This window comes from Paraburkholderia sp. EG304, from assembly GCF_046543485.1.
Taxonomy (GTDB): domain Bacteria; phylum Pseudomonadota; class Gammaproteobacteria; order Burkholderiales; family Burkholderiaceae; genus Paraburkholderia; species Paraburkholderia youngii.
This window is the reverse complement of sequence record NZ_JBKGUA010000062.1, coordinates 20,083-31,342: the sequence shown is the minus strand read 5'-3', so window position 1 is coordinate 31,342 and position 11,260 is coordinate 20,083. Positions and strand designations below refer to the sequence as shown.

Sequence of the window (11,260 nt, the reverse complement as noted above, 5' to 3'; positions counted from 1 at the left end):
GATCGATGAGCTCCTCTGGAATCGCGGGCAGCTCAGGCGGGGGCGCAGACCCTGCTTTTGGTTTGCTTGGCATACATGCTCCTTTGGGTACATGTTATGCCTTGAACACAAAATTTCTGACAGGCTCGGCAATCCCGCACCGTCAATGATCCACAGCGCCCGTGCCGCCAGGCACATCAGTAGCAACGACATCCACCACATCCTGCGCGCCAGCGCTCCCCCCCTCATGAGCCGTCTCAACATCGGCCCCGCTCTCGAGCCGATGCAACCAGGCCAGCAACTCGGCAACAGCCTGATAAAGCTCCGGAGGAATCCGCGCATCCAGATCGACTTGCATCAACAGCGACACCATCTCGGGCGCTTCGTGCACATACAGCCCTGCTTCCTTCGCGCGCTGCACGATCATGTCGGCAAGCAGCCCATACCCCTTCGCGACCACATGCGGCGCGGGCTCCCCGCCATGAGCGTCATAAACGAGCGCAGCCGCGCTGCGACGATGGGTGCGGCTCATCAGATATCCCAATCGAAGTCGTCGCGCGGAGCGGTGCTCGCCGCCGCCGACTCGGTTACAGCCGCCGACGCCGACCGTGCATACGCGCCCGCCGCCTGCGCCCCAGCCGCCGAGGCGCCAGCCGCAGCAGCACCTGGCGCACCGCCGCCAATCTCCCGAATCGTCAATCCCTGCAACTCGATCCCGGCCGCCGCGAGCCGCTGACGAAAACCGTCCCCCTGCGTCGCGAGCCGCGCGGCGCCCCGCGGGCTCGCCTGCACGCGCGCGCTCAGCCGCGTGCCGACCAGCGTCAGCTCGGCATCGACGGTGCCGAGCGTCGGCAGCGACAGCGTCAGGCGCGTGCGCCACGGCTGATCGTCCTCGCTCGCGAGGCCGCCGCCGCTGCGGTCCCATTCGTCGCCATCCTGCTCGATGGTCCAGTCCAGACGCGCGCCGGGCCACGCCTCGCCGGTCCAGCGAAACTGTCCGGTCGCAAGCAGATCGAGCTGCTGGCGCACGAGCGGCACCGTCGCCGGATGCACCGCCGCCGCCATCGCCTGCGCGCTCTGCGATGGACCGGCATCGGCCGCCTGCGACGCCGCGCCGTGCGGCGCCGTATGCGTGGACTGGCCGTTCAGATCGGACACCGAACTGGCCAGCAGCTCGCCCGCGACGAGGCGCGCGGCCTGCGCGGTCAGGATCGACGGCATCGCGTGCGAGGCAGGGTTGTTGTCGGCAGCGTTCCGCGTGCCAGCCGGTGTGCCGTTCGGTGTGCCGGTCGGCGCGCCGCGTGGCGTCGCCTCGGAGGCTCCGTTCGCCGAAGCGGACCGCGTGCTCGCATCGCCAGCGTCGGCGCTCCAGCCGGGGGGCAATTGAGAATCTGCGACGAGCTGATTCTGTGCCTCGTTCGCCAGTTGAGCCGGCGAACGCTGGCCGACCAGCCACGCCGCGAGATGCGCCTCGTAGAACAGGCCGCTGTCAGCCACTGTCCTTTGCAGCGCGGCCGCGAGCGCCGCGACCGGCACTTCGGTGGCCGCCACGCTCGCGGTGGTAGCCGCGGTTGCGTTGGCAGCAGCGTTGGGGTTGGTATTGATATTCGCGGAAGCGGCGGAATCGCCAGTAGCGGCGCCCGCATTGGTCAGCGGCAAGCTCTCGATGGCGACGTCGAGCGCCGGCGCGGCCGCCCAGATCGGCTCGCGACCGAGCACCGCCGGTGTCGCCTCGCCGCCCGAGTGCGCGATCGCATTCAGCGTCAGCGCGACAGCCGACAGCGCGGTTTGCGCGGACGACTGCGGCGCGGGCGTCGCGTTCGCTGGCGCCGCGGGAACCTTGGTATCGACGCCGGCTGCGCCGGTCTGCGAGGTGGTCGCGGTTCCCGGCGCGATGTTGAGCAGGCTGTCGATCCGGCTCGACAGCACCGAAGCGAGGGCCGAATCGATTCCGTTCATACCGGTTCCTTGGTCGCATCGGCGGCAACGCGCGCGATGCTCTGATTGCTGCGATCCTTCAGATGCGCACGGTGTGGCGCCTGCTCACCCGCGTGCCCGCGCGCACTCAGCGCGCCCCGTACAGCTCCTTGAGCACACGCGTCGGCCGGCCGGCGAACAGCGCCGACAGATGCGCCATGGTCGGATTCGCGAGGTCGCGGATCGCGGCGTCGTCGGCGAGGATCTGGCGGATCAGCGCGTACTTGCGCAGGCGCTCGGCCTCGTCGAGCTTGACGCCCACGTCGGCTTCGCGCAGCGCTTCGACCAGATGCCGATACTCTTCCTGCAAGTGCACCAGGTCGTCCCACAGTGCACGGCGGGCCGCGATCAGCATGCGGCAGGACAGCGCGGCGACCGCTTCATAGCGGGCAAAATATTCTGCGTTCGATGTCATCTCAGGCTTTCCGCGGCTGGCTGTGCCGCCATCCGCGCGATCTCCGGGGCAATCCCGATCCATGCCTCTTCGAGCGTCGCGAGCAGTCGGTCCACTTCCACGAGCATCGCCTCGCTCTGATTGATATTGGCCTGCAACAGCCGACGCGCCATATAGTCGTACAACGCATTGAGCCGTTCGGCGATTTCGCCGCCTACCTCGAGGTTGAGCGACGCCTGCAGCCCGCTTTCGATGATCCGGATCGCCTTGCTGATCGCCATGCCACGCTCGGCCACGTTGCCCTGCTGCAAATGCAGGCGGCTTTGCGCGATCGCCTGGCGTGCACCCTGGTACAGCAACACGATCAGACGATGCGGACTTGCGCCCATCACGGATGTCTCGATACCGACACGCGCGTACGCGTTGGCTCCAGCGTGTCCTTGGGAAAACATCGGCGCTCCTCCTCTGATACTGGCTGCGGTTAAGTCGTGGCGTGGCCGCGCTGGCGCGTCGCCGCACCAATCGCTGACATGTAATTTGGTTATCGGATGCGCGACGACAAAGCTTTAGTCCGGTGCAAGGAGGATCGAAAGCGCCGCTGGGCGGGCACGGAAGACGCGGCGCGAAGCCGTCGGCGCAAGCGCCGGCAGCGGCTTGCCGGATCGTCGGACGGGACTCATGCGGACCTTCGGGCAATCCTTCATGCAGTCCCAGGCGATCCCGCTCAGATCGACATCTGCGCGATGTCGTTGTACGCGGCGACCAGCTTGTTGCGCACCTGCAGTCCGAACTGGAAGCCGACGTTCGCCTTCTGCATATCGACCATCACGTCGTTCAGCGACACATTGGACGCGCCGAGTTCGAACGCCTGCGACTCACCGATCGCCTTCTGCTGGTCGCTGCTGATCTTGTCGAGCGAGGCCTTCAGCGCCGCCGCGAAGTTGGTCGGCGTCGCCGCGCCGGATTGCTCCGCCACGGGGTTCGCGCCGCCGGCCGCCTGCGCCGCCATCGCCTGCATCTGTTGCAGCGCCGACGATAGCGCGTTCACGGGCATGGTCATCTTTTTCTCCGTTGGATAGGCGATCGGAGCACCGGAAGGTGTATCGATCTGGACGAAAGCATAGCAGCGGCCCCTCGCGGAAAGTCCCGAAACTAGGGGGGAAACCCGGCTCTATTCAAGCAATCGGGTTGAGCGGCGCTGCGGATAATTTCAAACGTGAAAGTCTCTGTCCGTCCGCCGAGCCCCGGCGCGGCATCACGGCAGAACGCCAAGGCATCCCCCGGAGAAACCCGACGCATGGATTCGTCAGCCAACTCGTTGATCAACCCCGACGCCCGCATGGGGCTCGCCGGCGCGCAGCCCGCAGCCGCTCAGACCGCGAGCGGCCCGGCCGGCGGCACGGCCGACCTCGGTGGCCTCGGCGGCCTAGGAGGTCTCGGCGGCAATTTCGGCCAGCGTCTGTCCGGACTCGCGCAGATGCGCGGCAACCCGCGCGCCCCGCTCGTGTTCGCGGTCGCGCTGCTGGTGGCGGTCGTCGCCGGTCTGTTCCTGTGGTCGCGCGCGCCTAGCTACAAAGTGCTCTACAGCAATCTGTCCGACCGCGACGGCGGCTCGATCATCGCCGCGCTGCAGCAGGCCAATATCCCGTACAAGCTGTCCGAAAGCGGCACCGCGGTCCTCGTGCCGGCCGAGCAGGTCCACGAGACCCGCCTGCGCCTCGCCTCGCAGGGACTGCCGAAGAGCGGCTCGGTCGGCTTCGAGCTGATGGACAACCAGAAGTTCGGCATCAGCCAGTTCGACGAACAGATCAACTATCAGCGCGCGCTCGAAGGCGAACTCGAACGCACGATCGGATCGATCTCGAGCGTCAAATCGGCGCGTGTGCACCTCGCGATTCCGAAGCCGAGCGTATTCGTGCGCGACAAGGAACCGCCGTCGGCGTCGGTGCTCGTGAACCTGTACCCGGGCCGCGTGCTCGACGAAGGGCAAGTGGTCGCGATTACGCACATGGTGGCGTCGGCGGTGCCGCAAATGCCGGTGCGCGGCGTGACGATCCTCGACCAGGACGGCAACCTGCTCACGCAGCCAACCAACGGCAGCGGCCTCGATGCGACCCAGCTGAAGTTCCGCCAGCAGATCGAACGCAACACGCAGCAGCGCATCGACACGATCCTCGCGCCGCTGTTCGGCGCCGGCAACGCGCGCTCGCAGGTCAGCGCCGACATCGACTTCTCGCACAGCGAGCAGACTTCGGAGAAGTACGGCCCGAACGCCAATCCGCAGGACGCTGCGATCCGCAGCCAGCAGACGAGCAGCGCCACGGAAATGTCGCAGGGCGGCGCCTCGGGCGTGCCGGGCGCGCTGTCGAACCAGCCGCCGCAGCCGGCCTCCGCGCCGATCGTGGCAGGCAACGGCGCGAGCTCGGTGAGCACGACGCCGATCAGCGATCACAAGGATTCGACCACCAACTACGAACTCGACAAGACCGTGCGTCACGTCGACCAGCCGATGGGCGGCATCCGCAGGCTGACGGTCGCGGTGGTCGTCAACTATCTGCGGGTCGTCGATCCGAAGGGGCACGTGACGATGCAGCCGGTCAGCGCCGACAAGCTCGCGCAGATCACGCAGCTCGTGAAGGACGCGATGGGCTACGACGCGTCGCGCGGCGACTCGGTCAACGTGGTCAACAGCGCGTTCACCACCGATCTCGATCCGAACGCCGACCTGCCGTGGTGGCGCACCCCGGACATGCTCGCGCTCTACAAGCAGATCGCGACGTACCTCGGCATCGGCGCGGTGGCCCTGTTCCTCTACTTCGTGATGGTGAAGCCGGCGTTGCGCCGCGCCTTCCCGCCGCCGCCCGAGCCGGTGCCCGCGCTGATGTCGCCCGACGAGCCGGTGCTGCTCGACGGCATCCCGGCCGAGGAGCGCGATGGCGCGGTGGTCGAAATCGAAGCGGATAGCGAGAAGCTCGCGCTCGAAAACGCGAAGCACAAGTACGAGCGGAACCTGGAGTTCGCGCGCAACATCGCGCGTCAGGATCCGAAGATCGTAGCAACCGTCGTCAAGAACTGGGTGTCCGATGAGCGCTGAAGGCGTAGTGAAGAGCGCGCTGCTGCTGATGTCGATCGGCGAGGAAGAGGCGGCGCAGGTGTTCAAGTTTCTGGGCCCGCGTGAGGTCCAGAAAATCGGCGTCGCGATGGCCGCGCTGAAAAACGTCACCCGCGAGCAGATCGACGAGGTGCTGCAGGAGTTCGTGCGCGAGGCCGAGCAGCACACCGGCATGTCGCTCGATTCGAGCGATTACATCCGCTCGGTGCTGACCAAGGCGCTCGGCGACGACAAGGCCGGCGCGATCATCGACCGGATCCTGCAGGGCAGCGACACGAGCGGCATCGAAGGCCTGAAGTGGATGGACTCGTCGGCGGTCGCGGAACTGATCAAGAACGAGCATCCGCAGATCATCGCGACGATCCTCGTGCATCTGGACCGCGATCAGGCCTCGGAGATTGTGTCGTGCTTCCCGGAGCGCCTGCGCAACGACGTGCTGCTGCGGATCGCGACGCTCGACGGCATCCAGCCGGCCGCGCTGCGCGAGCTCGACGACGTGCTGACCGGCCTGCTGTCGGGCAGCGACAACCTGAAGCGCAGCCCGATGGGCGGCATCCGCACGGCGGCCGAGATTCTGAACTTCATGTCGAGCAACCACGAGGAAGGCGTGATCGAGAACGTGCGCCAGTACGACGCGGAGCTCGCGCAGAAGATCATCGATCAGATGTTCGTGTTCGAGAACCTGCTCGAACTCGAAGACCGCGCGATCCAGCTGCTGCTGAAGGAAGTCGAATCCGAGGCGCTGATCATTTCGCTGAAGGGCGCGGCGCCCGCGCTGCGTCAGAAGTTCCTGTCGAACATGTCGCAGCGCGCGGCCGAGTTGCTCGCCGAAGACCTCGACGCACGCGGCCCGGTGCGCGTGTCCGAAGTCGAAACACAGCAGCGCCGCATCCTGCAGATCGTGCGCAACCTGGCCGAGAGCGGGCAGATCGTGATCGGCGGCAAGGCGGAAGACGCATATGTCTGATTCGAACGCCCCGGCAAAGGACAGCCTCTCGGCTTACCAGCGCTGGGAGATGGCGTCGTTCGACCCGGCCCCGCCGCCGCCCCCGCCGGCCGAACCCGAGTTCGACGAGCGCGCGTTCGAAGCCGAACTGGAGCGCCGCCGCGAAGCCGCGCATGCGCAGGGCGTCGCGTCCGGTCACGTGGCCGGCCAGGCGCTCGGCTATCAGGCAGGCTACGACCAGGGGCATGCGCAGGGTTTCGCGCAGGGCCAGACCGAGGCGCGCGAGGAAGCCATGCGGCTCGCCGCGCTCGCCGAAACCTTCAAGACCGCGCTCGATGGCGCGCAGCACGCGATCTCCGAAACGCTGATCGCACTCGCGCTCGACATCGCGCAGCAGGTCGTGCGCCAGCACGTGCAGCACGACCCAACCGCGTTGATCGCGGCCGCGCGCGAGGTGCTCGCGGCCGAGCCCGCGCTCTCCGGCGCGCCGGCGCTGATCGTGAGTCCCGCCGATCTGCCGGTGGTCGAGGCGTATCTGCTCGACGAATTGCAAACGCGCGGCTGGACCGTGCGCACCGATGCAGCGGTGGAGCGTGGCGGTTGCCGCGCGCAGGCCGGCACCGGTGAGGTCGACGCGGGCATCGACACGCGCTGGCAGCGCGTCGCCGCCGCGCTCGGCAAGGTGAGCACGTGGTGAAGCCGACGCTCGACGAGATCCGCGCGAGCGACCTGACGCCGCTCGAACGCGAGCTCGCGTTGGCGTCGTTCGGCGCCGAGGCGCTGGCCGATGTCGATTCGTCCGGGTTTCCGGAGCCACCGGATGCGGCATTGCACGCTCCCGCGAGTGCGCATCTCGCAACAGGCGCGGCGGTGAGCCGCCCGTCCGCCGCGACGGACCACGCCGCTCACGCCCCGCACGCACCGTCCTACGATCCCGCGCTCGACATCAATCCGCACGTGCAGGCATGGCGCGGCCAGCTCGACGCGCTGCGCGCGCGCAACGCGATCGCCAAGCCGCTGCGCGCGTGCGGACGTCTGACGCGCGCGGCCGGTCTGGTGCTCGAAGCGGTCGGGCTGCGTCTGTCGGTCGGCGCCGAAGTGATGATCGAGCTGCCGCCCGGCAGTTCGCTGCCGATGGCCGAAGCCGAAGTGGTCGGCTTCTCCGGCGACAAGCTGTTCCTGATGCCAACCACCGAAGTGATCGGCCTGTTGCCCGGCGCGCGCGTGTTTCCGCTCGAAAGCGCGCCGATCGCCGACCCGCTCGCCGGCGCGAAGCGTCTGCCGGTCGGCTGGGAATTGCTCGGCCGCGTGCTCGACGCATCGGGCCGTCCGCTCGACGGGCTCGGCCCGCTCGGCACGCAAACCGATGCGCCGCTATCCGCGCCGGTCATCAATCCGCTCAATCGCGAGCCGATTCACAAGGTGCTCGACGTCGGCGTGCGCGCGATCAACTCGCTCTTGACCGTCGGCCGTGGTCAGCGCATGGGGCTGTTCGCGGGTTCGGGCGTCGGTAAATCGGTGCTGCTCGGCACGATGGCGCGCTACACCAGCGCCGAGGTGATCGTGATCGGCCTGATCGGCGAACGCGGCCGCGAAGTGAAGGAGTTCATCGAACAGATTCTCGGCGAGGAAGGTCTGGCGCGCTCGGTCGTGATCGCCGCGCCGGCCGACGTGTCGCCGCTGCTGCGGATGCAGGCCGCCGCGTACTCGACCTCGCTCGCCGAATACTTTCGCGACCAGGGCAAGCACGTGCTGCTGCTGATGGATTCGCTGACCCGTTACGCGATGGCGCAGCGCGAGATCGCGCTGGCAATCGGCGAGCCGCCCGCCACCAAGGGCTATCCGCCGTCGGTGTTCGCGAAGCTGCCGGCGCTGGTCGAGCGCACCGGCAACGGACCGGCGGGCGGCGGCTCGATCACCGCGTTCTACACGGTGCTCACCGAAGGCGACGACCAGCAGGACCCGATCGCCGACTCGGCGCGCGCGATTCTCGACGGCCACATCGTGCTGTCGCGCTCGCTCGCCGAAGCCGGCCACTACCCCGCGATCGATATCGAAGCGTCGATTAGCCGGGCAATGACCGCGTTGATCGACGATAACCATCTGAATAAAACGCGTATGTTCAAGCAGATGCTGTCGCGCTATCAGCGCAACCGCGATCTGATCAACGTCGGCGCCTATTCGGCCGGGCGCGACGCGCTGCTCGATCGCGCGATCGCGCTGTATCCGCGGATGGAAGCGTTCCTGCAGCAAGGCTTTCGCGAGTGCGCGAACTTCCAGCCGAGCATCGACATGCTGAACGCGCTGTTTGCTTAGGGCCGAGGAGGCTGACGATGTCGAAACACTTCCCGATCAAGACGCTGATCGGTCTCGCGCAGGACGACGTGGACGCCGCCGCGCAGCGGCTCGGCCGCGCGCAGCGCGAGCGCAACGACGTACAGGCGCAACTCGATGCACTCGTGCAGTACCGCAACGAATACTACGCACGCTTCACCGAGAGCGCGCAGTCGGGCATGCCCGCCGGCAACATGCGCAACTTCCAGGCGTTCCTCGACACGCTCGACGGAGCGATCGAGCAGCAGCGCAACCTGCTCGCGGCGGCGAGCGCGCGCGTCGAGATGGCGAAGCCCGACTGGCAGCGCCAGAAGCAGAAGCTCGGCTCGTACGAAGTGCTGCAGGCACGCGGCGAGGCGGCCGAGGCGAAGGTTGCGGCGCGGCGCGAACAGCGCGACGCCGACGAATTCGCGGCGCGAAGTCTGCGCATGCGAGCCGACGGCGCGTGAGGCCTTGCCTCACGGTTAATGCCTGACGGCACACCCGTTTGACCGATTCACAGGATTCTTTATGTCGCTTCTTTCACAGATCGGTTCGCAACTGAGCACGCTGCTCGACGCGAGCAGCAATGGGTCGAGCAACGCAGCCGCGAACGCCGCCAGCTCGACCCCGTTCGCGCAGACCTTGCAGCAAAGCATCGACCAGCAGAACAGCGCGAATCAACAGCAAACCAGTTCAGCGACGGCATCGCAAGCCTCGGCACCGCGCGCGCCCAGCGGACCGAGCGCACCCGCGCCCGCTCCTTCGCGGCAGAGCGCGAGCAGCAGCCAGAACGCCAGCGGCACGACGAGCAACACGGCGAGCAGCAGCGCGTCATCGTCGTCCACTACGTCGACCACGCCCACGCAGCAGGCATCGAACAGCCAGTCGACCACGACGCAGACGAAGCAGCAAGACACCAAGGCGCAAACCGACGCCGGCGCGCTCGCCGCCGCGGCGGCTGCCGCCCAGGCCCAGGCGCAAGCGCAGGCACAGGCCCCCGTCAACAACGCCGATGCGAACGCGACCACTGCGACCGATGCCGCAAGCTCCGCGGCCGACGCGGTGAGCGCGCTGGCCGGCACGGCCACGAGCGCGCTCACGGCCGCCACGGCGAGCGGGAAAGGCGCGGTCGATCCGAAGTCGCTGCAGGATGCGTTGCAAAGTGCGCTGTCCGCGCTATCGAGCGGCCAGGGCGCGGTGCCTGGGGCGGCGCTCGCAAGCGGCGCGGCTGCGAAGGCCGCGAGCGTATCGAGCGCGGTACGCGGCCTTAGCAACCCGAAAAACGACCTGAACGGCACCGCGGACGACAAGACGCCCAGCACCGGCAAGGGCACCTCGACCACCCATACGACGCCGGCGACCGCAACGGCCGCCGCGACCGCGCTGGCCGATCCGTCGACAGCGAAGTCGGCCGCCGACGCAATGAGTGCCGCGGCCGCGACGAACGGTCAGGCGGACAACGTTGCCTCGGCGCGCAGCGCGTCCGAGGCGGCGAACACCGCGCTGGCCGCGGCGCAAGCGGCAGCGAACGCCGCCAGCACGACGGCGGCGGTGCAGACCACCGGCAACGCGAGTGCTGCCGCAGCCGCGAACGCGTTGACGCCGCAGGTCGGCACGAGCGCGTGGGAAGAAGCGCTGAGCCAGAAGGTGGTGTTCTTGTCGAATGCGCATTCGCAGAGTGCTGAGCTGACGCTCAATCCGAAGGATCTGGGGCCGTTGCAGGTCGTGTTGCAGGTGGCGGATAACCATGCGCATGCGCTGTTCGTGTCGGAGCACCAGTCGGTGCGGGAGGCAGTGGAGGCGGCGTTGCCGAAGCTTCGCGAGGCGATGGAGTCCAATGGGATTGGGCTTGGCAGTGCCAGTGTGAGTGATGGGTTTGCCCGGCAGAGCGGGCAACAGCAGCAGCAGAGCGCTGGCGCGGGTGGGGGGAATGGGAAGGGAGGCGGTGGTGGTAGTGGTGGCTCCCTTGCAGGGGACGGCTCGGGGGACTCCAGCGATGCCATCGCTAATGTTGCCGTGCGGCAGCAGGTTGGATTAGTAGATACGTTTGCCTGACGCCAGGCGGGGTTCTTTTTCGTTGTTCTGGCTTTGTTGGCCTTTCCTTGTTGTGTTGTCGGTCTATTGGCGTTGCCCCTGTGCGGGGCGGCACCTACTTTCTTTGCTGCTGCAAAGAAAGTAGGCAAAGAAGACAGCTCAAACCGCAAGCTCATAAGCGGGTCCCCTGGCTTGGCAGGGGTAGTGGTGCATCTGGAATCCGTGCCCCCGCACATTCCCCGTTCGTGACAAAGCCATCATCCTTCCCACTCCGCACTACGTGCGTCGCGGACGAGTCTGCCTGGGAAACCAATGGTTTGGCCCGCGCAGCGGGGCCGTTGGCTGCGCCTCGGCGATGCGCTGAAACAACCGGTGATTTTGGAGCGGGGCTTCGGCGCGCATGGCGCCGCCGGAAGAATGACTGCCTTGTCACTAGCGCGGAATATGCGAGAGCACGGATTCCAGATGCACCACTACCTCACGCACACCGAGGGACCCGCTT

General features: G+C 67.4%; 11 protein-coding genes. 6 read left to right on the top strand and 5 right to left on the bottom strand.

Going from position 1 to position 11,260, the window contains the following annotated elements:
- Positions 1 to 142: 142 nt before the first annotated feature.
- From ACLFKU_RS37335 to fliE, 5 genes are all read right to left on the bottom strand, one after another.
- Positions 143 to 511 (bottom strand): EscU/YscU/HrcU family type III secretion system export apparatus switch protein, encoded by a 369-nt coding sequence (locus tag ACLFKU_RS37335; protein WP_410852520.1) that lies wholly within the window; start codon positions 509 to 511, stop codon positions 143 to 145.
- Positions 511 to 1,938 carry a flagellar hook-length control protein FliK gene (locus ACLFKU_RS37330; protein ID WP_410852519.1) on the bottom strand — a complete coding sequence of 476 codons (1,428 nt, stop codon included), beginning with the start codon at positions 1,936 to 1,938 and terminating at the stop codon, positions 511 to 513. Before ACLFKU_RS37330 ends, ACLFKU_RS37335 begins: the two co-directional genes overlap by 1 nt.
- A gap of 106 nt (positions 1,939 to 2,044) precedes the next feature.
- On the bottom strand, positions 2,045 to 2,371 hold the full coding sequence (locus tag ACLFKU_RS37325; RefSeq protein WP_368587567.1) for a flagellar protein FliT: 327 nt from the start codon (positions 2,369 to 2,371) through the stop codon (positions 2,045 to 2,047).
- Positions 2,368 to 2,802, bottom strand: coding sequence for a flagellar export chaperone FliS (gene fliS, locus ACLFKU_RS37320; protein ID WP_013090844.1), 435 nt, complete (start codon positions 2,800 to 2,802; stop codon positions 2,368 to 2,370). The genes ACLFKU_RS37325 and fliS overlap by 4 nt, the downstream gene beginning before the upstream one ends.
- 272 nt (positions 2,803 to 3,074) lie before the next feature.
- Complete coding sequence (gene fliE / locus ACLFKU_RS37315) at positions 3,075 to 3,410, bottom strand: flagellar hook-basal body complex protein FliE (RefSeq protein ID WP_410852518.1); 336 nt, start codon at positions 3,408 to 3,410, stop codon at positions 3,075 to 3,077.
- Positions 3,411 to 3,647: 237 nt separating this feature from the next.
- On the opposite strand from fliE, the gene fliF reads away from it, so the two are divergent.
- The 6 genes from fliF (at position 3,648) to ACLFKU_RS37285 (ending at position 10,779) form a co-directional block, all read left to right on the top strand.
- Positions 3,648 to 5,444 (top strand): flagellar basal-body MS-ring/collar protein FliF, encoded by a 1,797-nt coding sequence (fliF, locus tag ACLFKU_RS37310; protein ID WP_410852517.1) that lies wholly within the window; start codon positions 3,648 to 3,650, stop codon positions 5,442 to 5,444.
- Entirely contained in the window at positions 5,434 to 6,429 is a 996-nt protein-coding gene (fliG, locus tag ACLFKU_RS37305) for a flagellar motor switch protein FliG (RefSeq protein WP_368587564.1), read from the top strand. Before fliF ends, fliG begins: the two co-directional genes overlap by 11 nt.
- A complete protein-coding gene (fliH, locus tag ACLFKU_RS37300) occupies positions 6,422 to 7,105 on the top strand; it encodes a flagellar assembly protein FliH (RefSeq protein WP_368587563.1) in 684 nt (227 codons plus the stop codon). The genes fliG and fliH overlap by 8 nt, the downstream gene beginning before the upstream one ends.
- Positions 7,099 to 8,724 (top strand): flagellar protein export ATPase FliI, encoded by a 1,626-nt coding sequence (gene fliI / locus ACLFKU_RS37295; protein ID WP_410852516.1) that lies wholly within the window; start codon positions 7,099 to 7,101, stop codon positions 8,722 to 8,724. Before fliH ends, fliI begins: the two co-directional genes overlap by 7 nt.
- 17 nt (positions 8,725 to 8,741) lie before the next feature.
- Complete coding sequence (gene fliJ, locus ACLFKU_RS37290; protein ID WP_013090850.1) at positions 8,742 to 9,191, top strand: flagellar export protein FliJ; 450 nt, start codon at positions 8,742 to 8,744, stop codon at positions 9,189 to 9,191.
- Positions 9,192 to 9,252: 61 nt separating this feature from the next.
- Entirely contained in the window at positions 9,253 to 10,779 is a 1,527-nt protein-coding gene (locus ACLFKU_RS37285) for a flagellar hook-length control protein FliK (RefSeq protein WP_410852515.1), read from the top strand.
- Positions 10,780 to 11,260 lie beyond the last annotated feature (481 nt).

Bases quoted from the DNA above. Each gene is read 5' to 3' on its own strand.
- ACLFKU_RS37335 (WP_410852520.1), bottom strand. From the start codon at position 511: ATGAGCCGCACCCATCGTCGCAGCGCGGCTGCGCTCGTTTATGACGCT.
- ACLFKU_RS37330 (WP_410852519.1), bottom strand. From the start codon at position 1,938: ATGAACGGAATCGATTCGGCCCTCGCTTCGGTGCTGTCGAGCCGGATC.
- ACLFKU_RS37325 (WP_368587567.1), bottom strand. From the start codon at position 2,371: ATGACATCGAACGCAGAATATTTTGCCCGCTATGAAGCGGTCGCCGCG.
- fliS (WP_013090844.1), bottom strand. From the start codon at position 2,802: ATGTTTTCCCAAGGACACGCTGGAGCCAACGCGTACGCGCGTGTCGGT.
- fliE (WP_410852518.1), bottom strand. From the start codon at position 3,410: ATGACCATGCCCGTGAACGCGCTATCGTCGGCGCTGCAACAGATGCAG.
- fliF (WP_410852517.1), top strand. From the start codon at position 3,648: ATGGATTCGTCAGCCAACTCGTTGATCAACCCCGACGCCCGCATGGGG.
- fliG (WP_368587564.1), top strand. From the start codon at position 5,434: ATGAGCGCTGAAGGCGTAGTGAAGAGCGCGCTGCTGCTGATGTCGATC.
- fliH (WP_368587563.1), top strand. From the start codon at position 6,422: ATGTCTGATTCGAACGCCCCGGCAAAGGACAGCCTCTCGGCTTACCAG.
- fliJ (WP_013090850.1), top strand. From the start codon at position 8,742: ATGTCGAAACACTTCCCGATCAAGACGCTGATCGGTCTCGCGCAGGAC.
- ACLFKU_RS37285 (WP_410852515.1), top strand. From the start codon at position 9,253: ATGTCGCTTCTTTCACAGATCGGTTCGCAACTGAGCACGCTGCTCGAC.